We start from the raw sequence: 24118 nt of genomic DNA, 5'->3' as shown, positions 1-24118 counted from the left end.
CGTTTGCGCCGCGATGTGGCAAAATCTGTGACAGGACCCCACCTGATCCCGTAAGGGTGACCGCCATCGGGGTCAGGCCGGGTCGGAGCTTAAGGAATTCAGCTATGGCAATCGACGACAAAACCAGAACGGAGCTCGAAGCGGCCGCTTTCCGGCGCTTGGTCGATCATTTGAAGACGCGAACGGACGTCCAGAATATCGACCTGATGAATCTGGCCGGCTTCTGCCGCAACTGCCTGTCCAACTGGCTCAAGGACGCCGCCGACGCCCAAGGCGTCGCCCTGAGCAAGGACGAGAGCCGGGAGGCCGTCTACGGCATGCCCTACGAGACCTGGAAATCGAAATACCAGGGCAGGGCCACGCCGGAGCAGCTCGAGGCCATGAAGAAAGTCCATCCTCACGGGCACTGAACGGCGCCGGCGCGCATCGGCTGAGTCGCACCACACAACAGCTTTCTTCGAGCAGCCGCACGAAGGTGTGGGCGCGCTGTGGACGAGCGTGATGCTTGCTTGAACGCGGGGGGCACCAACCCTAAGGGTCTTCCAGCACGCGCGGTGAGGGATGCCGGCGTCACCTCGTTTTGCCAGTTCCATTGGGAGTACCAAGATGGCCACCTCCGCCGCCGTCCGCGACGACGAGCCCGCGACGAAATTTGCCAAGGACCAGCTCAAATCCATCATCGAGCGCATCGAGCGGCTGGAGGAAGAGAAGAAGGCGATCTCCGACGACATCCGCGACGTCTATGCCGAGAGCAAGGGTAATGGCTACGACGTCAAGGCGCTGCGCACCATCGTGCGCCTGCGCAAGCAGGACCCCAACGAGCGTGCCGAAGCCGAGACCATTCTCGAGACCTACATGCAGGCGCTGGGGATGATCTGAGGCCTGTGCTGTCGTCCTGGCGAAGCCAGGACCCATCGTCACGGGATGTGGTTGTTGCGAAGGCCGGCAGTTGCATTATCGTCGCGCGGGATCGGTACCGCGCGTCACCGATAGATTCCGCGGTATAGGTCCTGGCTTTCGCCAGGACGACACCGGTGTTGTGGACCCATCGAGGGAGACCGCCGTGGCCGCGCCGCCAATGCCGCGCGAGGTGAGCCGCGCCTTCGACGCTCTTCCGGCGTCGATCGGCAAGCGGCTGCTTCAGGTGCGTGCGCTGATCTTCGCGACCGCTGCGGCGCATGACGACGTCGGCCGGCTCACCGAGACGCTGAAATGGGGCGAGCCCGCTTACCTGACCGATGAGACCGGCAGCGGCTCTACGATCCGGCTCGGGCGCGTGAAGGGCGCCGAGCAGCCGGCCATTCTGTTCAACTGCAAGACGACCCTGGTCGACACCTTCCGCGAGCGCTTTCCCGATCAGTTCGAATACCGGCAGACGAGGGCGTTGCTGTTGCCGGTATCCGGCGCGCTGCCAAGGCAGCCGCTGTCGATCTGCCTGTCGCTGGCGCTGCGCTATCATCTGGACCGGCGGGGTCGGAAATAAAGTCGTCGTCCTGGCCAATGCCAGGACCCACTACCCGAGGCAGCAGTTCGGCGAACATTCGTCGCCCGGTATGACCATCGCGCGCAGCAGATAGATCACGCGGGATGGGTCCTGGCCTTCGCCAGGACGACACCGGAGATTCTGGAAGCAGCAAAATGTGGAAGCGTTAGCGCAACGCCGCCGTGCGCACGACGAAGGAGGTCGTCTCGAGCTTCGAGGTCGCGGCGCCCGAGAAGCTGTCGCAGGACAGGCCCTGCATCGGATCGTCGGTGAAGCCCATCGCGATCACGGCCTGCGGCTTGACGAAATAGCCGCGCATCGCGGCCATATCGAGCTCGCCCATCAGCGTCACCGACATCGCGCGGCTGGCGCTCGGCGACAGCATGACGATCTTGAGCCAGATGCTCTCGCCCTTGGCCGCGGAGAGCCGGGTCGCGGTTGCGACCATGCCGTCGACGCTCTTGCCGACCACCGTGTTGATCTCGGTTGCCTGAGCGACGTTGCGCGACGCGGCGGCGGGACGGGCGGAGCGCGGGATCGGCGCGGAGGCGGCGACGACGTTGGCGCGGTCGACCGGGGAGGCGGCGGCCGGCGCATAGGCCAGCGCCTGATAGGCTGCGTTGGAGACACTGGCGGTCGGCTGCGGATCGGTCGCGGCGGCAAGCGCCTGGCGGGCCTTCAACGCGGCGACCTGCGCCGGCGTCGCCTGTTGCGGCGTAGCCGGGATGTCCCAGAAGCCGCGGGCATTGATGATGTCGGCCGGGGTTTCAGGCTTGCCGGCGGCCGGCTTGTCGGCCACGGGCGCGGGCTTCGGCTTGGGCGGCGCAACGATCTGCGCATCGGCCGAGGCGAGCTGGAGCGTGGCGGCGATCTGCGGCTTGGCGCGCGGCGTCGGCACCGGATCGGCCGGCTTGGCCGCGGCGGCGACCACGGTGGGCGCCACGGGCTTGGCGGCCGGGGCAGGTGCGCCCTCGTCATCCTCGTCGCTGGTGGCGGCGGGCGGGGCCGACTTGCTCTTGAACAGGGCGGCGAAGAAGTTCGGCTTGCTGCCGGAATCGTCACCGTTGCCGCGGCGCTCGATCTCGGCCTTGGCGAGCTCATAGCCCTTCAGCGGCGTGCCGTCGGTCGGCAGATGTACCGTCTTTCCGTCCGGGAACACGCGGGCGAGCTGGTCATGCGTCATGCGCGGCCAGTGCCGGATGCTTCCGGTATCCAGATGCACGAAGGGCGAGCCGGAGGTCGGGTAGAAGCCGACGCCGCCGCGCTGGAGGCGCAGGCCGGCGAAGCGGATCTGCTCCAGCGGCACGCCCGGAATGTGGAAGTCCATCGCATGCCCCAGCATGTGCTGGCTGAAGCGCGCCACGCCGGAGGAGCGGCGGCGGAGCATCGCGTTGGTGGCGGGGGAGCGGTAGGAGGAGATGATCTGGATCGGCTGCTTGCCGTCGACGTCGCGATAGACTTCCCAGAGGATGTCGAAGAGGTGACGGTCCATGACCGTCTCGTCCTGGGTGCGCCAGTCGCGGAGGAAGTGGTTGAGCTGCTTCAGCGCCGCCTCGTCGTAGCGGCCGTCGCGCTTGAAGGTGACGGTGAGGTCTTCGCCGGAATGGGTGTGGTGGAAGGAGAGCGTCTTGGTCTCGTTCAGCGCGGCGGCGTTATGGACCGAACCCGCGGCAGCAAGCAGCAATACGGCAGCAAGGCCGATCCGGGATCCGGCCTTCACTCCCGCATGGGACGACGACAGCACAGCGAATTGGCGTGCGAGTCCAGACAGCACGTATGAGCCCACCCAGTCGACGAGCGTTCAAAATGGACTCTCCCGCCAACCCCGTTAGCGCGCGAAAGAGGATGAACGCTTTCTTAAAGCGAGAAGGTTAATTCGAGGTTGACCTTCCCGCGCCCAAACCAAGTCAGAATACAAACCTAACCGGTTGAGTGTGGCAAAAAAACGCCCGCTGCCCGAGGCCAGGTGGGGGAGTGGTTAACGTTAAGCGACCCCATCCAGGGGACGGGGTCGCTGATTTCATTGCAGAATTTCAGGAAACAAGAGGCCGGGCCGGGCTCAGCGGGTAAACACCCGCTGCGGCCGGCGGCCCACCGGAGCCGGCGGCGGGGTCGGCGCCCCGAACAGCCGCTCGAAGAAGTTCGGACCGGACGAGCCGAAGCCGCCGCCATTGTTGGCCACCGCCACGCCCGAGGGCAGCGTCGTCGCCGGGCGCGAATAGCTCGGCTGGGAGTGGGCGACGATGTTCTCGAGGTCCTTGCCGCGGCTGTTCTTCAGGATGTTGATCATGGTCGCGTCGCGGCCATAGACGTCCTTGCGGAATTGCAGCTTGCCGGCATCGTCCACGAACGCGGTCTGGTAGGTGATGTTGACCGGGATCGGCGTCGGGAATTTCAGGTCGATCTCGCTCTTGCCGTACATGCTGCGCACGCGCTCCGGCGTGTACTTCTCGTTCGGCATGGCGATGTTGAGCAGCACGGAGGCGTACTGATCCGGGTTCTGCACGCGCATGCAGCCGTGGCTGAAGGCGCGCTCGTCCCGGGCGAACAGGTTCTTGTCCGGCGTGTCGTGCTGATAGACCAGGAACTTGTTCGGGAAGTTGAAGCGGATGCGGCCGAGCGCGTTGGCTTCGCCGGGCGGCTGCGAAATGTGCACCGAACCGTCGCGGTTCTGTTCGAGCTTGAGGCCCATGCGCTGGAGCACGGTCGGGTCCTGCTGAAGCGCCGGCAGGTATTCGTTGTAGACGATCGACGGCGGCACGTTCCAGGTCGGGTTGACCGTGATGTACTTCATCGTTTCGGTCAGCAGGGGCGTCGCGTGCTGGCCCGGCTTGCCGGTGACGACGCGGGTGGTCCAGACCTGCTGGCCGCGCTGCATCACCTTCAGCGTGTAGTCGGGAATGTTGAGGATGACATAGGCATCGCCCAGCGAGGGCACGCCGAGGTCGCGCGGCAGCCAGCGCCAGCGCTCCATGTTCACCAATACCGTGTCGATCTGCCTGTCACGCTTCGGCGTGTTGATCGCCTTGACCGTCTTGTCGTCGAGGACACCGGTCGCCTTGAGCTCGGCGCTGTTCTGGAATTTTCGGACGGCCTCGGCGACCGTGGCGTCATAGCGGGTGTCGCTGGCATTCTCGGTGATGCCGAGCTTGGCGCGGAGCTGCGGCACGCGCGGATCTTCGACGACGACCTCAGCCTGCTTCTTGCCGGCGGGGGTATATTTCAGCGCCGGGCCATCGGCGACCTCGATCGCCGGGCCGTTGCCCTGGCCGCGGAGCTCCGCGAGCTTGGCCTTCAGTTCCTTGTAGAGCTTCTGCGGCGGGTTGTAGCTGTCGAGCGCCGCGGAGGCGTCAGCCGCGGTCGTGACCTTGGCGAGCACCTCGCTCGGGTCGACCGGGTGCTCGGGATAGAGGATGTCGGCGCTGACCTGCGACCAGTGCATGCGGCCGCTCTGCGCCTGGCGCGCATAGTCGAACATGCTGGCGGTCAGCTTCAGCTCGGCGTCGGCGAGCGCATCGGGGTTCGTGGCGGCGGCGAAATCCGGCACCGGATAGTCGGCCGGATTGAGGCCGTCGGAGGCCGCATCCTTCAGCCGCGCGATCACGCCCTTGGCCGCGGCGGTCAGGCTGCCGCCCTGGGTCCAGACCGGGGCGAAGTCGCGCCCACCGTAGAACTTCTCGACGGCGGCGCGCTCGTTCTTGCGGTCGAAATGGCGCGAGGTCTTGGCACCGATGATGTCCTTGAGCTTGTCCGCGACCGGCTGGTCGGCGGCGGGAACGGCGCTCGCGGCCTTCACGGGCTCGGAGGCCGGTTGCTCCTTGGCGACGTCCTTCGGCGGCTCGGCCGTAGTCGCTGCGGCGGCGGGGGCCGTCGCAGTGTCGGCCTTGGCAGGTTCGCTCTTGGCAGGTTCGCTCTTGGCGGGTTCGGTCTTGGGAGGTTCGGTCTTGGCCGTCTCGCTCTTCGGCGCCTCGCTGGCGGGCGTGGTGGCGACGTCGGCGGGCTTGGTCCCGACCTTGTCGGGCGCAGGTGCGGCTTCGGCCTTCGCAGCGTCCTTGGCCGGCTCCTTCGCGGAATCCTGGACCGTGGCGGTGGTGTCGAGCTTGATGTCGGACGCGGTCGGGGGCGGGACGTTGGCGGGCTCGGGACGCGGGATCGCGGCTTCGATCGCCAGCTCGGCGGCGCTGCTGCGCGCCTGATCCTGCGCCAGGGCTGAGCTGGCCGACACCGTGAGGAAGGTTGCCGCGACCGTCATCAAGACACGGTCGAAGCCTGCACGGTGGTTCAAACAGTCACGCATTGTGTCGCACCCCTCGGGTGAACTGTCCCTCGTGGAACAGCTTTGTTATCGCCTAATTGAGCTTCGGCTAAACCGCGCCGGCCTCTCGAAAGTTGCACGCCTGCACGCAACGATTCATACGCAGACGATATACAGGCCCCGGTTTTGCAGCCAGCGCTACCCGAGACAACTCACGACAAACTGACTTCAAGGGAGCCTCTTGGCAACGGATTGTGGGCCTTGGCCACACGCTTTTCCCTCTGTCTGTCACTTCCAAGTCACGGTTCAAATCGCAGTCGAATTCTGTCGTCATGCGAACGGCTTACAGCGTCACCGTGCCGTCGCGCGAACCTCCGTTCGCATCAGGCTCAGTGCGTCTCCTCACCGCTTTTCCCGCCATGTCCGGGAACCCCGGCCTCGTCGAGTTTTCGGTAGAGCGTGGACCGGCCGATTTTGAGACGGCGGGCGACCTCGGACATCTGCCCGCGATAATGCGAGATCGCGAAGCGGATGATCTCGTTCTCCATGTCCTCCAGCGGGCGGACGTCGCCGGTCGCGGTCAGCATGGGAAGAGTTCCCACCGAGGGGAGCGGTGCAATCGGTATTTCGCTACCCGACGACACGACGGAAGGCGCCGCGATCGGCTCGAGCATCAGCGGCGCGGTCGGGATGTCGGTCGCGGGATGCGGCTGCGAGGTGAGCAGGGGGAAGTCGCCAAGGCCAAGCTGGTCGCCCTCGCTCATCACAACGGCGCGGTACACCGCATTTTCGAGCTGGCGGATGTTGCCGGGCCAGTCGAGCTGGGCGAGATGCGCCACGGCCTCGCCGCTGATGCCGGTGATGGGCCGGTTCTCCTCGGCGGCAAAGCGCGCCAGGAAATGCCGGAGCAGATGCGGGATGTCCTCGCGCCGGGTCCGCAGCGAGGGGATCGTCAGCGGCAGCACGTGCAGGCGATAGAACAGGTCTTCGCGGAAATGGCCCTGCTTCACCCGTTCCAGCAGCCTGCGGTTGGTTGCCGAGATGATGCGGACGTCGACCTTCACGGGCTTGCGGCCGCCGACGGCCTCGACCGCGCCTTCCTGCAGCGCGCGGAGCAGCTTGACCTGCGCGGCCAGCGGCAGCTCGCTGACCTCGTCCAGAAACAGCGTGCCGCCATGGGCCTCGACGAACTTGCCGGTGTGGCGTTCGGTGGCGCCGGTGAAGGCGCCCTTCTCATGGCCGAACAGGATGGACTCGACGAGGTTGTCGGGGATCGCGCCGCAATTGACCGCGACGAACGGCTTGGCCTTGCGCTCGCCGCTGCCATGGATAGCGCGCGCGAACATCTCCTTGCCGACGCCGGACTCGCCCTCGATCAGCACGGGGATCGAGGAGTTCGCCGCCTTCTGCGCGGTGCGCATGACGCCCGCCATTGCTTCCGCGCGGGTGATGATGTCGGAGAAGGTCAGCCGACCCTCGCGGCTGTGACGGATGCGCTGCAATTCGCCCTTGAGCGCGGAGGCGTTGAGCGCGTTGCGAAGCGAGACCTGGAGCCGCTCCATGCCGACCGGCTTGACCACGAAATCGGCAGCACCTGCACGCATCGCCGAGATCACGTTGTCGATGCCGCCATGGGCGGTCTGCACGATGACGGGCACGCTGAGGCCGGCTTCGCGGATCTTCGCCAGCACGCCCATGCCGTCGAGGCCGGGCATCACGAGATCGAGGATGACGCCGTCGATAGCAGGTGCATCGGGGGCGGTGAGGGCGGCGATCGCGGCGTCGCCGGAGTCCACGACGACCGTCTCATAGCCGCATTTCTGCACCATGTTCTCGATCAGCCGGCGGGCTACTGCGTCGTCGTCGGCGATCAAAATACTGGCAGCCATGGTGTTCCCCGCACGCTACTACTATCTGTCTCGAATCGGGGCACTCTGGCCGAAGCCGATTAACGCACTCTTAAACCTTGATGCCCCCGCCCGCCGTCGCGCTTGTTGAACACAGGTTTCCCACAGAATGACTTCGCGCTCCAAATCTGCCTTGAAGAAGCCCGCTCCCAGCAAACCCGCTCTCCGCAAGCCGAGCACCAGGAAATCCGCCGCCAAGAAATCCATCGTCAAGGCAAAGCCCTCCAAATCTTCACTCGCCAAATCTTCACTCGCCAAGTCGTCACTTGCCAAGTCGTCACTTGCCAAGTCGTCGCTCGCCAAATCTTCACCCGCCAAGCCTGCGCGCAAGACCGGCAGGCTTCCGGAATGGAACCTCGCCGATCTCTATTCCGGGATCGACGCGCCGGAAGTGGCGCGCGATCTCGAAAGGATGGATGCCGATTGCGTCGCGTTCGAGACCGACTACAAGGGCAAGCTCGCGACAGGGACAGCAAACGAAGATGGCGGAAAATGGCTCGCCGAGGCGGTGCGACGCTATGAGGCGATCGACGATCTCGCCGGCCGTCTCGGCTCCTATGCCGGTCTCGTCCATGCCGGCGACAGCGTTGATCCCAAGATTTCAAAGTTTTACGGCGATGTCTCCGAGCGGCTGACGGCGGCGTCCACCCACCTTCTGTTCTTCGCGCTCGAGCTCAACCGTGTCGATGACGATTTGTTGACCCGCGCGATGCAGGCGCCGGAGCTGGCGTATTACCGTCCCTGGATCGAGGATCTGCGCAAGGAGAAGCCCTATCAGCTCGACGACAAGCTCGAGCAGCTTTTCCTGGAGAAGGCGCAGACCGGCTATTCCGCCTTCAACCGGCTGTTCGACCAGACTATCTCCAGCCTGCGCTTCAAGGTCGGGCCTAAAGAGCTCGCGATCGAGCCGACACTCAATTTGTTGCAGGACCGCGACGGCGCCAAGCGCAAGAGCGCGGCAGAGGCGCTGGCGAAGACCTTCAAGGCCAATGAGCGCACCTTCGCACTGATCACCAACACGCTGGCCAAGGACAAGGACATCTCCGACCGCTGGCGCGGCTTCAAGGATGTCGCGGATTCCCGCCACCTCAACAACCGCGTCGAGCGCGAGGTGGTGGATGCGCTGGTCGCCTCGGTGCGCGCGGCCTATCCAAGGCTGTCGCATCGCTATTACGCACTGAAGGCGAAGTGGTTCGGCAAGAAGCGGCTGGCCTATTGGGACCGCAACGCGCCCTTGCCGTTTGCGGCGACCGACATCATCGGCTGGCCTGATGCCCGCAACATGGTGCTGACGGCCTATCGTGGCTTCTCGCCCAAAATGGCCGACATCGCCGAGCGCTTCTTCACCGACCGCTGGATCGACGCGCCGGTGCGTCCGGGCAAGGCGCCGGGCGCGTTCTCGCATCCCACCACGCCGTCGGCGCACCCCTATGTGCTGATGAACTACCAGGGCAAGCCGCGCGACGTGATGACGCTCGCCCATGAGCTCGGCCATGGCGTGCATCAGGTGCTGGCGGCCAAGAACGGCGCGCTGATGGCGCCGACGCCGCTGACGCTGGCGGAGACCGCGAGCGTGTTCGGCGAGATGCTCACCTTCAGGCGGCTCCTGGCACAGACCAAGAGCGCCAAGCAGCGCCAGGCGCTGCTCGCCGGCAAGGTCGAGGACATGATCAACACCGTGGTCCGGCAGATCGCCTTCTATTCCTTCGAGCGCGCGGTCCACACCGAGCGCAAGAACGGCGAGCTCACCGCGACGCGGCTCGGCGAGATCTGGCTGTCGGTGCAGGGCGAGAGCCTGGGACCGGCGATCGAGATCAAGGCCGGCTACGAGAACTACTGGATGTACATCCCGCACTTCATCCATTCGCCGTTCTACGTTTATGCCTATGCCTTCGGCGACTGCCTCGTGAACTCGCTCTACGCGGTCTACGAGAACGCGGCCGAGGGCTTTGCCGAGCGCTATCTCGACATGCTCGCCGCCGGCGGCACCAAGCACTACTCCGAGCTGCTGCGGCCGTTCGGACTCGATGCCAAGGATCCCAAATTCTGGGACGGCGGCCTCAGCGTCATTGCCGGCATGATCGACGAGCTGGAGGCGATGGGCTGAGCGGCGCGGACGCTTCGCGCTAGCTGGTCGGGTTGGCCCTGCGGCCGAGGCTATTTTGCCCGGCCGCAGGTTCGTTCACGTCGGCGAAGGCGAGCATCGCGCCAAACCGGTCGGTCGCCGGCTTGTCGAAGCCGACCGCGCCCTCGAAGCTCGCGGGATTGCGAAAGGTGCCGAGCAGCATGTCCCAGATCGGCAGGTCGCCGTAGTTGAAGGCGTGCACGTCACGCTGGTGATGGATGCAATGCGCCTCCGGCCGTTGGATGATGAAGCCGAGCCATTGCGGCGTGCGCACATTCATGTGCTGGAAGTACCCGTAGAAGGCGGCGATGTAGCCGGTCGCGGCGGCTGCGACCGGATCGAGCCCGAGCACCAGCGTCGTGACCACGGATGCGATCGCGAAGAATGCGATCGTCTCCAGCGGATGGAACAGCGCCGCGCCCGACATGTCCATGCGCTCCGGGCTGTGATGGATCTGGTGGAATAGTCGCCACATCAAGGGGAAGGTGTGGGCGCTGCGGTGCCAGCCGTAATTGACGAGCGAGAGCACGGCATAACCGAGCACCGCGCCGCCGGCGACGCCAAGGCCGGTAAGGTCCATCAGCCTGTGCCGCTCCAGCCAGGCTTCCGGGATCAGCAATGGGGTCAACGTGGCAAGCAGGCCCTGCACGGTCAGGAAGCAGAAGCCCCTGAGCCGCCAATAGGGAATATCCGGGAATTGCCGCGCCGGGATCAGACGCTCGATTCCGAGCATCACGAGATAGGTCAAGGGCACCAGCAGGCTGAACAGGTCAATCGCAGACATCGCCTCAGCTCCAACCTTACAGTGTAAGTTCTACTTCACAATACAGCCTTTCAGTGTAAGGTTGCAAGCGGGTTCGATTCGGATGTCATGATCAAGAAAGCCAAAGCGCGCCGGAAAGCTCCGCCTGCGCCGCGCAAGCGCCGCGCCGCGGGCCACGGGGGCCGAGGACTGTCGCGCGAGCGGATTGCGGCCGTCGCGATGGCGCTGGTCGATCGCGATGGGTTGGCCCAATTCTCGACGCGCAGGCTCGGCGAGGAGCTCGGCTGCGAGGCCATGAGCATCTATCATCACTTCCCGAGCAAGGCGCACCTGATGGATGCGCTTGTGGACCTGATGCTTGCCGAGGCGCAGGTTGCGATGGAGCCGCAATGGGACTGGAGCGAGCGCCTGCGCCGAGCCGCCCACGGCTTCCGCGCCATGGCGCTGAAGCACCCTGCGTTCTTCCCGTTCTTCGCGGTGCATCGGCTCAACACGGCTGCCGGCGTCGCCTATATCGACGGCATCATCGGCATCCTGCGCGACGCCGGCTTTTCCAACCGCGAGGCGGCCGTCTATTTTCGGGAACTCGGCTATTACCTCACGGGCGCGGCACTCGATGAGACGGCGGGCTACGCCCGCGGTCCTTCCTCGGCCGAACCGGTCCCGGACGAAACCATCGCCACGAACTTCAAGCATCTTGCGGCCGCTGCGCCGTATTTTCAGCCTGCGCATTTTGACGCGACGTTCGAGACCGGCCTCGAGATCCTGCTCGCCGGCATTGAACGTTCGAACCAGAGGCAAGACTAATCCTGTAGATACTTGATTGACTTTTTCAACCGCTGATTGCCGATTGCTTCTTATTGCTCGGGGGAGGCTCGCATGCCCGATCAGGGACAGGTCCCGCGACCTGGAGCGGCGCGGAACGCCGCAGCCTTCGAGGAGGAAACGCCCTGGTGCGAGAAGCATCAGCAGATCGTTCGCGACGAGATCGCGGCCATCAACACGCGCCGCGAGGAAGCCCGGCAACTCGACCCCGACGGCATCGTCGCCTGCCAGATGCTCGACGTCGTCGGGCTCGCCTTGTCCGGTGGCGGCATCCGCTCCTCGGCCATGTGTCTCGGCGTGCTCCAGGCGTTGAACCACCACGATCTGATCAGGCGGATCGATTATCTCTCCACCGTATCGGGCGGCGGCTACATCGGCACCTCGCTCAGCACGACCATGACGGTGACAGGGCGTTTCGTGTTCGGCGAGCGGCCGGCCGGGGAAACCGTGACCGCCAGCGAGATCAGCGACACGCCGTCGGTCGGGCACATCAGGAATTATTCCAACTACCTGGTTCCGGCCGGCTTCCGCGATCTCCTGACCGGGATTGCGATCGTGGCGCGCGGCCTGATCGCCAATATCGGGCTGACGCTGCCGGCCGTGCTGCTGCTCGCCGCCGTCACCATCTGGTCGACGCCGCTGCGGAGCTGCCTGACCGTCGCGAACTTCTTCGGTGTCGATCTTGCCGACGGCGCTTCGCCGCAATGCGAGCTGCACCATTTCGGCTGGATCGCGGACCGTTTCGGCTTCACCGCCATCGGCGCGATCGTCGCGCTGGCGCTGCTTGCCTGCGGCGGAATTGCCTATCTGCGCTCACGGGCAGAGCGGGGCATCGGCCCAACCGTCTTCCTGACCTATGCCGCAGGCATCGCGTTCCTGCTCGGCATCGCGTGCGACTTCGCCCGCGTCCTGCAGATCAGGAATTTCGCGCTGACGCTGGCAACGGCGATCATCGGCGTCGCCCTGTTCTTCGGCTGGGCGCTCAAGCAGTCGTTTGCAAGTCCCGAGAAACGCCAGGAGTTTCGCTCGCATTGGCCGACCGCCGGCGCGACCTTCCTGGTGCTGCTTGCCGTGATCGCGTTCTTCGAGTTCCAGCCCTTCATGCTGTCCCAGATGTTCGATGTCGTCGACAGCAACACGATCGGCGGGCCGGTCGGCGGCGTCGCCGTCAACTGGATCAAATCGCTCGCCGCGATTGCCGCGCCGATCGGCGTATTCGTCACTGCCTTCAGGCAGCAGTTCGCCGAATTCCTGAAGGGCAACAGCGTATCCTCGCAATGGGGCTCGCTGGTGCTCGCGATCATCGCCAAGATCGCGCTGTGGATCGCGGGATTGGCGCTGCCGCTGATCATCTGGGTCGCCTATCTCTATCTGTCCTATTGGGGCATCGCCAACGATCCGATCGAAAAATGTCAGGCGCCCCTGACCGCGATTGCGCAGAAAGGCTGTCTCGCGGCCAATAAATCGACCGTGCCCGCGTCGGGAAACCTGTCGGGCAAGATCGAGTTCGACGCTGCCGCCGGCACCTTCACGGCCGAGATCACGCCAAGGCCCGCCGCAACGACGGCGGCGACGGACTGGTTGACGCCGGTATCCCATGTTCCGGCCTGGCTCGTATTTGCCGCGGGCAATGTCGCAAGACAATTCGATTGGACGGATCGAGGCTCCGGCTACGCGCACAGCCTGCCCGTGGTGATCCTGTACACGCTCGTCGGCATGCTGCTGTTTGCGATCTCCTGGTCGCTGACGCCGAATGCCAATTCGCTGCATCGCCTCTACCGCGATCGGCTGAGCAAGGCGTTCCTGTTCGACCCCGGCCGCTCGGCGGACGGCAACATCGCCCGCGCCGAGGCGAGCCTCGACCAGGGGCGCGATCTCAAGCCGCTCGATCGCATGAAGTTGAGCGAGCTCTTCGCGGTCGCGGACGACGGTGCCACGACGAACGATCGGCCGGCCGCGCCGAAGCTGCGGGCGCCCTATCATCTCATCAACACGGCGCTCAACATCCAGGGGTCGGACTTCGCCAACCGGCGCGGCCGCAATGCGGACTTCTTCGTGTTCTCGCCGCTCTATGTCGGCAGCGAAGCGACGCGCTACGCCGGGACCCCGGCGGTCGAGCGTCTGGAGCAAAGCCTCGACCTCGCCACCGCCATGGCGATCTCGGGGGCGGCCGCGTCGTCGAACATGGGCTCGAACTCGATCAGGGCGCTGACGCCGACGCTGGCGCTGTTGAACGTGCGGCTGGGCTACTGGCTGAGCAACCCGCGCTATGTCGGGGCCAACGCCCGGCCGCAGCGCCGCTCCACGCCGCTGTTCCTGTGGTCGGAAATCTCGGGCCGTCTCTACGAGAACAGTGACGGCGTCTATCTCACCGACGGCGGCCACATCGAAAATCTCGGCGTCTACGAGCTGCTCCGCCGGCGCTGCAAGGTGATCGTCGCGGTCGACGCGGAAGCCGACGCACCGATGAATTTCTCCTCGCTGATGAAGCTCCAGCGCTATGCGCGCATCGATCTCGGCGTCCGGATCGATCTGCCCTGGACGCCGATCCGCGACCGCACGCGCGCCATCATGGCGGAGAATGCCGGGAAGTCCGCACAAGCATCCCCTGATGCATCGGACGAGGCCGCGAGGGACCATGTTCACGTGGCGATCGGCATCATCGACTATGGCGGCGACGACAAGGGCTATCTCGTCTATATCAAGTCCTCGCTCTCCCGCGACGAGAACGACTACATCCGCGACTATGCGCGGCGTAACGACACCTTCCCGCACGAGACCACCGGCGATCAGTTCTTCTCGGAGGAGCAGTTCGAGGTCTATCGTGCATTGGGGTTCCACATGACCCATGGTTTCCTGGCCGGCGACCATTCCGTCGCGGTCGGCCCCGGCACGAATCCGCGCATGGCTCGATTTACCGAGGCGGGCGAGAAGGCGATCGACGCGGTCCGCGAGGCGCTCGGTCTTCCGGAACCCCGGCGACCGACCGCGAGCGCCGCCACCACGATGATCGACCAGGGCTGAGCGGCGCCAGAGCCGGATTCCCGGCAATCGGAATTCCAAATGACCTGATTTGCGGGAAAACCGCGCCTGCCTGCCGTTGCCCTGCCCGGCGGTTTGCGCTATTGCCAGCCGGGAATTCGGCTTTCGACTGGGGACAATCCATGGCTGACCATAGCGAAGTGGCGTACACCACTGCCGACGGCAACGACTACGTTGCCCACGAGCAGACCTATGAGGGCTTCATCAAGCTGGTGAAATACGGCACGGCCTCGGTCGCGCTCATCGTGATCCTGATGGCGATCTTCCTCACCTGATCCATCGTCTGCCGCACCGCCAGCGTCGTCGGTGCCCATAAAATTTGCATTCAAGCCGGATTGAAAACCGGTATCCAACGTTGCGGGAGTAACGCTAAGTTCGCGTGCGCGCTTTTGCCCGCGTCGCCGGAGGGCCTATGAAGATCGCCGTTGCCAAGGAAATCGATCCGTCGGAGCCGCGCGTTGCCGCTTCGCCTGATACGGTGAAGAAGTTCAAAGCGCTCGGCGCCGAGATCGCCGTCGAGCCGGGCGCCGGCCTCAAATCGGGGCTGCCGGATTCCGAGTTCACCGCGGTCGGCGCCACCGTCAGCGCCGATGCGCTGAAGGACGCCGACATCATCATCAAGGTGAAGCGCCCCGAGGCATCGGAGCTCGCGCAGTACAAGCGCGGGGCGCTCGTCATCGCCATCATGGATCCCTACGGTAACGATGCCGCGCTGAAGGCGATGGCCGATGCCGGCGTTTCCGCCTTCGCGATGGAATTGATGCCGCGCATCACGCGCGCTCAGGTGATGGACGTGCTGTCCTCGCAGGCGAACCTCGCCGGCTACCGTGCCGTGATCGAGGGCGCCGAAGCCTTCGGCCGCGCCTTCCCGATGATGATGACCGCGGCCGGCACCGTGCCCGCCGCCAAGGTGTTCGTGATGGGCGTCGGCGTCGCCGGGCTCCAGGCGATCGCGACCGCGCGCCGTCTCGGCGCCATCGTCACCGCGACCGATGTGCGGCCCGCGACGAAAGAGCAGGTCGAATCGCTCGGCGCAAAATTCCTCGCCGTCGAAGACGAGGAGTTCAAGAACGCGCAGACCGCCGGCGGCTACGCCAAGGAAATGTCCAAGGAATACCAGGCCAAGCAGGCGGCGCTCACCGCCGAGCACATCAAGAAGCAGGACATCGTGATCACCACGGCGCTGATTCCGGGCCGGCCGGCGCCCAAGCTCGTCTCGGGCGAGATGGTCAAGTCGATGAAGCCCGGCTCGGTGCTGGTCGATCTCGCCGTCGAGCGCGGCGGCAATGTCGAAGGGGCCAAGGCCGGCGAGGTCGTCGACCTCGATGGCATCAAGATCGTCGGCTACACCAATGTCGCAGGCCGCGTCGCGGCCTCGGCCTCCAGCCTTTACGCACGCAATCTTTTCAACTTCATCGAGACCATGGTCGACAAGACCAGCAAGTCGCTGGCCGTGAACTGGGACGACGAACTCGTGAAAGCGACCGCGCTGACCAGAGACGGCGCCGTGATCCACCCGAACTTCCAGCCGAAAGCATAAGGAGAGCCGCCATGGAGCATGTTGCGCAGGTCGTCGACCCCTTCGTCTTCCGGCTGTCGATCTTCGTTCTCGCCGTCTTCGTCGGCTATTTCGTGGTGTGGTCGGTGACACCGGCATTGCATACGCCGCTGATGAGCGTGACCAACGCGATCTCCTCGGTGATCGTGGTCGGCGCGCTGCTCGCCGGCGGCGTCGCGAACGTCTCGAGCGGCTCGGGCTGGGCCCGCGCCTTCGGCTTCGTGGCGCTGATCTTCGCCTGCGTGAACATCTTCGGCGGCTTCCTTGTCACCCAGCGCATGCTGGCGATGTACAAGAAGAAGTCGAAGTAAGCGGCCACCTCGGGCTGAAGGGATCAATGGGGACCTGAGATGAACGCCAATCTCTCTGCATTCTTGTATCTCGTAGCGGGGGTGCTGTTCATCCTGTCGCTGCGGGGATTGTCGAGCCCGGCCTCTTCGCGCCAGGGCAATTTGTTCGGCATGATCGGCATGGCGATCGCGGTCGCCACGACGCTCGCCAACCATCCGCCGGCTGACGGCCTGGCCTGGGTGCTCGTCATCGTCGGCATCGCCATCGGCGGCGCCATCGGCGCGGTCATCGCACGCCGCGTGCCGATGACCTCGATGCCGGAACTGGTCGCCGCCTTTCACTCGCTGGTCGGCATGGCCGCGGTGCTGGTCGCCGCCGGCGCGTTCTACGCGCCCGAGGCCTTCGACATCGGCACGCCCGGCAACATCCATGCGCAGAGCCTGGTCGAGATGTCGCTCGGCGTCGCCATCGGCGCGCTGACCTTCACCGGTTCGGTGATCGCGTTCCTCAAGCTGTCGGCGCGCATGAGCGGCGCGCCGATCATCCTGCCGTTCCGCCACATCATCAACATCGCGCTCGCCGTGGCGCTGGTGTTCTTCATCGTCGGTCTCGTCCTGACCGGCAGCGCGATCGACTTCTGGCTGATCGTCATCCTCGCGCTGGCGCTCGGCGTGCTCATGATCATCCCGATCGGCGGCGCCGACATGCCGGTCGTGATCTCGATGCTGAACTCCTACTCCGGCTGGGCCGCGGCCGGCATCGGCTTCACCCTCGGCAACTCCGCACTGATCATCACCGGCGCGCTGGTCGGCTCCTCGGGCGCGATCCTGTCCTACATCATGTGCCACGCGATGAACCGGTCCTTCATCTCGGTCATCCTCGGCGGCTTCGGTGGCGAGACCGCCGCGGCCGGCGGGGCGACGGGCGAGCAGAAGCCCGCCAAGCTCGGCTCGGCGGACGATGCCGCCTTCATCATGAAGAACGCCTCCAAGGTCATCATCGTGCCGGGCTACGGCATGGCGGTGGCGCAGGCCCAGCACGCGCTGCGCGAAATGGCCGACATGCTGAAGAAGGAAGGCGTCGAGGTGAAGTACGCCATTCACCCCGTGGCCGGTCGCATGCCCGGCCACATGAACGTGCTGCTGGCCGAAGCCAACGTGCCCTATGACGAGGTGTTCGAGCTCGAGGACATCAACTCCGAATTCGCGCAGGCCGACATCGCCTTCGTGATCGGCGCCAACGACGTCACCAACCCGGCCGCGGAAGAGGACAAGACCTCGCCGATCTACGGCATGCCGGTGCTTCAGGTCTGGAAGGCCGGCACCGTGATGTTCATCAAGCGCTCGCTCGCCTCGGGCTATGCCGGCATCGACAATCCGCTGTTCTATCGCGACAACACCATGATGCTGCTCGGCGACGCCAAGAAGGTCACCGAGAACATCGTCAAGGCGATGTAGCGCGCGAAGGAAGTGGGACCGTGGCCATCAACAAGGAATGGCACCGGTCCCATCGCATGCCGCCCAAAGCGACGCGCGCGCAGCGCGTCAAATGGCACGTCGCGCATGCTGCGGCGTGCGGCTGCCGCGACATTCCCGCGAGCATCCGGCTCGACGTCATGAAATTGCTGCGTAGCCGGCGCAAGCCCTGAGCCGGAGACCGGCCGCATCATCATGACCATCGTCAAGTGGATCGCCATCCTGCTCGCGGCCGTCTATTGCGCCGGTCTCGTCGTGCTGTATGTCCGGCAGCGCGAGATGCTGTTTCCGATCCCGCCGGTCGGTCGCACCGCTCCGGATGCCGCAGGCCTGCCCGAGGCGGAAGAGCATGTCCTGACCACGTCCGATGGCGAGAAGGTCATCGTCTGGCACGTGCCGGCCAGGCCCGGCCGTCCCGTGATCCTGTATTTCCCTGGTAATGGTGATTCTCTCGCGGGCTGTGTCAGCCGCTTCAAGGCGATGACGGCAGACGGCACCGGCCTCGTCGCGCTGTCCTATCGCGGCTATGCCGGCTCCTCCGGCGCGCCGAGCGAGGAGGGCCTGCTGCGCGATGCCGCGGCCGCCTACGCCTTCACGACGGCGCGCTACGCGGCGGAACAAATCGTCGTTTGGGGCTTCTCGCTCGGAACGGGCGTTGCGGTCGCCATCGCCTCCGAACATCCGGTCCGCAGACTGATCCTGGAGGCGCCATACACGTCGGCGGTCGATGTCGCCGCCTCGCTGTACCGCTTCGCTCCCGTTCGCCTCCTGATGCGCGATCAGTTTCGCTCCGACGGGCGGATTGCGCGCGTCACGGTGCCGCTATTGGTGATGCATGGCACCAATGACCTTGCCATTCCGATCGGGTTCGGAGAGCGTCTGTTCGCGCTCGCGCATGAACCGAAGCAGTTCGTTCGCTTTGCGGGCGGCGGACACGACAACCTTGATGCTTTCGGTGCGATCGAAACAGCAAAGCGCTTCATTGCTTCCTAGACGGCTCGTGACGTTGCGCGGCGGCGTGCCCGCCGCCGCGATCCTGGCGATGTTGCCGCAGCCCGCATGGGCGGCGGCCGGGCTCGACGGCGCGGCGATGCGCTGGCCCTATGCGCTGCCCTTTGCCGGCCTCCTGCTGTCGATCGCGCTCGGGCCGCCGCTGTTTGCAAAATTCTGGCACCATCATTACGGCAAGATCGCCGCGGCCTGGTCGCTGCTGGCGCTCGGCTCGCTGGTCTGGCTCGCAGGAGGCATGGCGACGCTGGCCGCACTCGTCCATGCCATGCTCGCCGAATATCTCGGCTTCATCGTGCTGCTGTTCTCGCTCTATGTCGTCGCCGGGGGCATTCTCATCACGGGCGACATCAGGCCTACGCCGTCGGCCAATACCGGCATCCTCGCGCTCGGCACGCTCATGGCGAGCATCGTCGGCACCACGGGTGCCGCCATGATCCTGATCCGTCCGCTGATCCGCGCCAACCGGCCGCGGCGCCACAACGCCCACGTCGTGGTCTTCTTCATCGTCCTGGTCGCCAATGTCGGCGGTGCGCTGAGCCCGCTCGGCGATCCCCCGCTGTTCGTCGGCTTCCTGCACGGCGTCGACTTCTTCTGGACCACCCGGACCATCTGGCTGCAGACGGCGATCGTTGCCGGATTGCTGCTGGCGATCTTCGTCGTCATCGACGTCTGGCGCTTCCGTGGCGAGCCGGTGCGGGGAGACGCCGGCCCCGCGAAGCCGCTGCGGATTCGCGGCCTCATCAACCTCGTGCTCATCGCGGCCATCGTCGCGAGCCTGCTGGCCTCGGCGATGTGGAAGCCCGGAATTGCCTTCGACATTCTCGGAACGAAGCTGGAGCTGGAAGACATCGCCCGCAATGTGGCGCTGCTCGCGATTGCCGCTCTGTCGGTGTGGCTGACGCCGGAGGAGCACAGGCTTGCCAACGGCTTCACCTGGGAGCCGATCCGCGAAGTCGCAAAGCTGTTCGCGGGCATCTTTGTCGCCATCATCCCGGTCATTGCTATGCTCGATGCCGGGCATCACGGCGCCTTCGCCTGGCTTTTGTCCGCCGTCACGGCACCGGACGGAACGCCGCGCGAGGTCGCCTATTTCTGGTTCACGGGCATGATGTCGGCGTTCCTCGACAATGCGCCGACCTACCTGCTGTTCTTCGAGCTCGCCGGCGGCGACCCGCAGGTGCTGATGCATACGCTCTCGGGCACGCTCGCCTCCATCTCCATGGGGGCGGTCTACATGGGGGCGCTCACCTATATCGGCAATGCGCCGAACTTCATGGTCGCCAGCATCGCCAGCGAGAACGGCGTCGAGATGCCGAGCTTCTTCGGCTATTTCCTGCGCGCCGGCGCCGTGCTGATCCCGCTGTTCCTGCTGCTGACCGTGCTGCCGGTCGCGCCGTTCCTGCACTGGCATTGAATCTGCGGGCTTGCTACTGCTCGGCTGACAATTGGAGCCGGTGGATGAGCGCGCATAATCCGATGCCCCGGTCGGCCTGGATATTTCCGGCGCTGGCCGTGCTGATGTTCGCGGCCGTCAGTGCGACGGGCTACGTCTTCACGCTCTCGCTGGGCGGGCTCGTCTTCGCCGTCGTCCTTCTGGTCATCCTGTTCGGCACGGTGTTTGCCGCCGTTCATCATGCCGAAGTGATCGCCGAACGGGTCGGCGAGCCCTATGGCACGCTGGTGCTGACGCTCTCGGTGACGATCATCGAGGTGGCCCTGATCACCACGATCATGCTCGGCGACAAGCCGGCGCCGGAACTGGCGCGCGACACCGTGTTCGCCGTCGTCATGATCGTCTGCAACGGCCTCGTCGGGCTCTGCATCTTTATCGGCGGCCTGCGCTATCGCGAGCAGGGGTTTCAACTCTCCGGGGCCAACGTCTATCTCAGCGTCCTGTTCGCGCTCGCGACCATCACGCTGATCATGCCGAATTACACGACCACCACGCCGGGCCCGGTCTATTCGGCGGTTCAGCTCGGCTTCGTCGATGTGGTGACGCTCGCGCTCTATGCGGTGTTTCTCTACACCCAGACCGTCCTGCACAAGGACTACTTCGTTCATGAACGCGCGAAGGGCGAGGGCGACGAGGCGCACCTGTCGGTCGGGGCGCTTGCGCTCACCGTGGGGCTGCTCCTGGTCTCGCTCCTGGCAGTCGTGCTGCTGGCCAAGAAGTTCTCGCTCGTGGTCGATGCCGTGGCCGCCAGGATCGGCGCGCCGCCGGCCTTCGCCGGGCTTCTGGTCGCGCTCCTGATCCTGATGCCCGAAGGTGTCTCGGCCATCGCGGCGGCCCGCAAGAACGATCTCCAGAAGAGCATCAACCTGGCGCTGGGCTCCTCGCTCGCGACCATCGGCCTCACCATCCCGGCCGTCGGCATCGCCACCTACGCCTTCGACAAGGAGCTCGAGCTCGGCCTCAGCGGCCAGGGCAGCGTCCTTTTGCTCCTGACCTTCTTTTTGAGCATGCTGACCTTCGGCACGGGCAGGACCAATGTCCTGTTCGGGCTGGTCCATATGGTGGTATTTGCCGTCTACGTGTTCATGGTTTTCGTGCCCTGAAGCGATTCTCCAGGAGATTTCCGATGCTTGCCGCCAAGTCCGAGGTTCAGATCGACAACGAAGAGGTCCGGGTGACCGAATGGCGGCTCGCCCCGGGCAGCGCGACCGGGCACCACACCCACGGGATGGACTATGTGATTGTTCCCGTCGTTGCCGCCGAAATGACCATCGTGGCACCCGGCGGTGAGCGCTCCAAGGCGCAGCTTGCGGCCGGAAAATCCTACTTCCGCAAGGCCGGCGTCCAACACGACGTACTTAACGAAACCTCAACTGAGATCGTGTTCCTTGAGATCGAGCTGAAGCCGTAAGTCTGGCTTACCGTTTGCCATCGATCTGTCGCAGTTGATCCCTTACAATGCCCCAAAGTTCCCGCATCAGATCGCGCGGGGAGTGGCCGAGAAATGCTGAAATACCTCGCTAAAATCTCGATGGATATTTTCCCCTCGGTGCTCGCGACGATCATCGGGGCGTACATCGTTAACCACTACATCAACGCCAAGCCGGCGGCCGATACCCCTGCGGCCGTGGTGGCACCTGCCGAGGCCGGCAAGAACGGCAAGCCCGCCGACGTCGCCAACCTGCCGGCGTCCGGCGTCAAGGCCAAGGGCGTCTCCGAAAAGAGCGTTTCCGAGAAGAGTGCGACGGAGAAGGCTGCGGCCGAGAAGCCCGCCGACAAGCCTGAGACCAAGGCTGCGGACGTCGCTCCCGCCGATACCGCCTCGCATGGCCGCCCCCCGGCGCGCGAGAAGGCGGCCGCGAAGTCGATCCCGGCAGCTACCGCCCCGGTGGTGGAGGCCAATTCTGCGCCGGCCGCGGCGTCCCCGGCTGCGACCCCCGACGCCAACGATCTGGCGCGTGCCGCCATCGAGCGCCTGCGCAAGTCGCCTGAGGGCAAGGCTGCCGAAAAGGCTGCCGAAGCCAAAGCCGCCGAGACCAAGCCGGTCGAGCGGACCCCCGAGCCCGCGGTGCGTGAAGCCACCCGCGTCCCCGAGGCCCCGCGTGTCGTCACGACGGAGCCGTCCGCGGTCCGTCCGCTGCCGCCGCCGATCACGGTGTCCACGCCCTCACCCGAGGCGTATGGCAATGGCGGTTCGTCGCCGTCCTACACGGCCTCGGTCGGCAATGACGACCCGAACCGGATCACGCCGCCGGCTGACATTCCCGTGCCGGTGATCGCGCCGCCGCTCGACCTGCGTGCCGATGCCGGCGCAACCATGCCCCGGCCGAAGAAGACCAACGTCGCGGACGAGATGCTGTCGGGCATGAAGTCGATGTTCCACTCCGTCTTGCCGAAGAGCTCCACCCCCGATTAAGGTGGTGGCTTAGAGCGTTTTCGGGCGAAGTGGACCACCGGTCCGCGTGAAGAAAACCCCTCAAACCGAGATCCCCCAGCTTCGGGTCTGATCCAGTCAGAACCGAAGCTGTGGCTGCTTGTCAGCCGCCGACGCGGGCGAGGCCGCTGCGGGCGGCATCGTCGCGTGGGCGAAGTGCGACCGCCTTGGTGTAGGAGGCCGCCGCCTTGGCCTTGTCGCCCAGCCGCTCATAGGCCTGCCCCCGCGCGGTCCAGACCTGGGCATTGTGCGGATCGGCCTCGGAAGCCTCGTCGAGATCGGCCGCAGCCTCCTTGATCTTGCCGAGGGCGAGATGGCTGATGGCGCGGCCGAGCAGCGGCTCGGCCTTTTGCGGGTTGAGCCCGCTCGCGGCGGTGAAATCGGCGATGGCGAAATTGTGCTCGTTATTGCCCTGGTAGATCAGCGCGCGGCCATAGAGCGCCTGCGCGTTGTAGGGATCCAGCCCGACCGCGCGATTGAATTCGTCCAGCGCTGCTGCCGTCTCGCCTGACTTGGCCAGGGTCTGGGCCTTTGCGGTGCGGGCCTGGGCCTCAGTGACGTTGCCGGGGCTGACCGCGCTCTCCGTGGCGACGGCCGGCTTGGGGGCCTCCTGCGGCTTTTCCTTCTCCGGCATCAGCGATCCCAGATCGAAGGAGCAGCCGCACAGTGCGATCCCCATCAAGGCCAGCGCGAACGGCTGCCGCCAAATCTGGCGCAGTCGCGCCAAGCCACGCTCGGGGAAAGGGGAGGCCATCTACGGTTCGCTCGCGCTAGAGCATGATCCGGAAAAGTGTGCCGCGGTTTTCCGAAAAGATCATGCTCAAACAACAATCTAAAGCGCGATGACCAACCTCATCGCGCTTTAGCGCCGCATCTGTAGTGCCCCGTCCCAGAAAGGCACCGCTCACAAACAATAACGCGGGCCAGCGGCCCGCGTTATCGAAAACTGAGGTCTTAAAAATTCGGCAAATCAGCGCGGTCCGCGCGGACCTGCACCCGGGCCGCCACGGCCGCCACGCTCACCACCGGGGCCAGCGCCGAACACCGGCTTCGGCTTCATCGGCAGCAGGCCTTCACGCTGGAGCTTCTTGCGGGCCAGCTTGCGCGCGCGGCGCACGGCTTCGGCCTTTTCGCGAGCCTTCTTCTCGGAGGGCTTTTCGTAGTGACCGCGGAGCTTCATCTCGCGGAAAATACCCTCGCGCTGCATCTTCTTCTTCAGCGCCTTGAGGGCTTGATCGACATTGTTATCGCGAACGAGAACCTGCACGCGGCATCCTCTTCAGTGGACAGGATTTGAATTCTGGTAAGTCAAAGGGGATGACAAAACGCACAAGCCCTTAGCCTTGAGCGCGCGGATGTATCAGACAAAACCCTGGATGTCCACCTGCCAAGCGGGGTTTTGGGCCAAGTTCAGCCATTAAATAAGGCGAAAAGACCTCTGTGCGGCCCCGATTTGGGAGATTTGGCGTCCTTGACGGGGCCGTGACCGGAGCTTT

The 24118-nt window shown here is 65.1% G+C and carries 22 protein-coding genes; 16 read left to right on the top strand and 6 right to left on the bottom strand.

The window, feature by feature from the left end:
• Positions 1–104 precede the first annotated feature (104 nt).
• From E4K65_RS29590 to E4K65_RS29580, 3 genes are all read left to right on the top strand, one after another.
• Complete coding sequence (locus E4K65_RS29590; protein ID WP_027545565.1) at positions 105–410, top strand: DUF1244 domain-containing protein; 306 nt, start codon at positions 105–107, stop codon at positions 408–410.
• Positions 411–606: 196 nt separating this feature from the next.
• Positions 607–879: a DUF2312 domain-containing protein gene (locus tag E4K65_RS29585; RefSeq protein WP_008546273.1), complete on the top strand. Its 273-nt coding sequence runs from the start codon at positions 607–609 to the stop codon at positions 877–879.
• Between the two features lie 184 nt (positions 880–1063).
• Entirely contained in the window at positions 1064–1483 is a 420-nt protein-coding gene (locus E4K65_RS29580; protein WP_135177135.1) for a DUF1801 domain-containing protein, read from the top strand.
• Between the two features lie 166 nt (positions 1484–1649).
• Here the strand turns inward: E4K65_RS29580 and mepK are convergent, their stop codons facing one another.
• The 3 genes from mepK to E4K65_RS29565 form a co-directional block, all read right to left on the bottom strand.
• Positions 1650–3269, bottom strand: coding sequence for a peptidoglycan L,D-endopeptidase MepK (gene mepK / locus E4K65_RS29575; protein ID WP_135177134.1), 1620 nt, complete (start codon positions 3267–3269; stop codon positions 1650–1652).
• Between the two features lie 273 nt (positions 3270–3542).
• Positions 3543–5780, bottom strand: coding sequence for a L,D-transpeptidase family protein (locus E4K65_RS29570; protein ID WP_135177133.1), 2238 nt, complete (start codon positions 5778–5780; stop codon positions 3543–3545).
• A 347-nt stretch (positions 5781–6127) separates the two neighbouring features.
• Entirely contained in the window at positions 6128–7627 is a 1500-nt protein-coding gene (locus tag E4K65_RS29565) for a sigma-54-dependent transcriptional regulator (RefSeq protein ID WP_135177132.1), read from the bottom strand.
• A 127-nt stretch (positions 7628–7754) separates the two neighbouring features.
• Between E4K65_RS29565 and E4K65_RS29560 the strand changes: the two genes are divergently transcribed.
• On the top strand, positions 7755–9752 hold the full coding sequence (locus E4K65_RS29560) for a M3 family oligoendopeptidase (RefSeq protein WP_135177131.1): 1998 nt from the start codon (positions 7755–7757) through the stop codon (positions 9750–9752).
• Between the two features lie 19 nt (positions 9753–9771).
• Here E4K65_RS29560 and E4K65_RS29555 read toward each other — a convergent pair whose 3' ends face one another.
• Positions 9772–10554 carry a sterol desaturase family protein gene (locus E4K65_RS29555; RefSeq protein WP_135177130.1) on the bottom strand — a complete coding sequence of 261 codons (783 nt, stop codon included), beginning with the start codon at positions 10552–10554 and terminating at the stop codon, positions 9772–9774.
• Positions 10555–10641: 87 nt separating this feature from the next.
• Between E4K65_RS29555 and E4K65_RS29550 the strand changes: the two genes are divergently transcribed.
• The 12 genes from E4K65_RS29550 (at position 10642) to E4K65_RS29500 (ending at position 22604) form a co-directional block, all read left to right on the top strand.
• Entirely contained in the window at positions 10642–11340 is a 699-nt protein-coding gene (locus E4K65_RS29550) for a TetR/AcrR family transcriptional regulator (RefSeq protein ID WP_135177129.1), read from the top strand.
• Positions 11341–11412: 72 nt separating this feature from the next.
• Positions 11413–14382 carry a patatin-like phospholipase family protein gene (locus tag E4K65_RS29545; protein WP_135177128.1) on the top strand — a complete coding sequence of 990 codons (2970 nt, stop codon included), beginning with the start codon at positions 11413–11415 and terminating at the stop codon, positions 14380–14382.
• A gap of 140 nt (positions 14383–14522) precedes the next feature.
• Positions 14523–14675, top strand: coding sequence for an aa3-type cytochrome c oxidase subunit IV (locus tag E4K65_RS29540; protein ID WP_008136857.1), 153 nt, complete (start codon positions 14523–14525; stop codon positions 14673–14675).
• A gap of 137 nt (positions 14676–14812) precedes the next feature.
• On the top strand, positions 14813–15940 hold the full coding sequence (locus E4K65_RS29535; RefSeq protein WP_135177127.1) for a Re/Si-specific NAD(P)(+) transhydrogenase subunit alpha: 1128 nt from the start codon (positions 14813–14815) through the stop codon (positions 15938–15940).
• Positions 15941–15951: 11 nt separating this feature from the next.
• The gene (locus E4K65_RS29530; RefSeq protein ID WP_027545555.1) at positions 15952–16269 is read left to right on the top strand and encodes a proton-translocating transhydrogenase family protein; all 318 of its coding nucleotides are present in this window, start codon (positions 15952–15954) and stop codon (positions 16267–16269) included.
• A gap of 39 nt (positions 16270–16308) precedes the next feature.
• Positions 16309–17706: an NAD(P)(+) transhydrogenase (Re/Si-specific) subunit beta gene (locus tag E4K65_RS29525; protein WP_135177126.1), complete on the top strand. Its 1398-nt coding sequence runs from the start codon at positions 16309–16311 to the stop codon at positions 17704–17706.
• Positions 17707–17726: 20 nt separating this feature from the next.
• Entirely contained in the window at positions 17727–17897 is a 171-nt protein-coding gene (locus E4K65_RS47655; RefSeq protein WP_167771255.1) for a hypothetical protein, read from the top strand.
• 22 nt (positions 17898–17919) lie between these two features.
• On the top strand, positions 17920–18717 hold the full coding sequence (locus tag E4K65_RS29520; protein WP_135177125.1) for an alpha/beta hydrolase: 798 nt from the start codon (positions 17920–17922) through the stop codon (positions 18715–18717).
• Entirely contained in the window at positions 18671–20149 is a 1479-nt protein-coding gene (locus E4K65_RS29515; RefSeq protein WP_135177124.1) for a sodium:proton antiporter, read from the top strand. The genes E4K65_RS29520 and E4K65_RS29515 overlap by 47 nt, the downstream gene beginning before the upstream one ends.
• Before the next feature lie 44 nt (positions 20150–20193).
• Positions 20194–21291 (top strand): calcium:cation antiporter, encoded by a 1098-nt coding sequence (locus E4K65_RS29510; protein ID WP_135177123.1) that lies wholly within the window; start codon positions 20194–20196, stop codon positions 21289–21291.
• A gap of 23 nt (positions 21292–21314) precedes the next feature.
• A complete protein-coding gene (locus E4K65_RS29505; RefSeq protein WP_027545550.1) occupies positions 21315–21599 on the top strand; it encodes a cupin domain-containing protein in 285 nt (94 codons plus the stop codon).
• 93 nt (positions 21600–21692) lie between these two features.
• Positions 21693–22604, top strand: coding sequence for a hypothetical protein (locus E4K65_RS29500; RefSeq protein WP_135177122.1), 912 nt, complete (start codon positions 21693–21695; stop codon positions 22602–22604).
• A gap of 121 nt (positions 22605–22725) precedes the next feature.
• On the opposite strand, the gene E4K65_RS29495 is transcribed toward E4K65_RS29500, so the two are convergent.
• Together E4K65_RS29495 and rpsU are read right to left on the bottom strand one after the other, a co-directional pair.
• On the bottom strand, positions 22726–23376 hold the full coding sequence (locus tag E4K65_RS29495; protein WP_135177121.1) for a tetratricopeptide repeat protein: 651 nt from the start codon (positions 23374–23376) through the stop codon (positions 22726–22728).
• A 216-nt stretch (positions 23377–23592) separates the two neighbouring features.
• The gene (rpsU, locus tag E4K65_RS29490) at positions 23593–23889 is read right to left on the bottom strand and encodes a 30S ribosomal protein S21 (protein WP_027545547.1); all 297 of its coding nucleotides are present in this window, start codon (positions 23887–23889) and stop codon (positions 23593–23595) included.
• Positions 23890–24118: the final 229 nt, after the last annotated feature.

Origin of the sequence: Bradyrhizobium niftali (assembly GCF_004571025.1) — a bacterium.
GTDB lineage: Bacteria > Pseudomonadota > Alphaproteobacteria > Rhizobiales > Xanthobacteraceae > Bradyrhizobium > Bradyrhizobium niftali.
The sequence above is the reverse complement of the archived record's forward strand: the minus strand, read 5'-3'. Positions and strand labels throughout refer to the sequence as shown.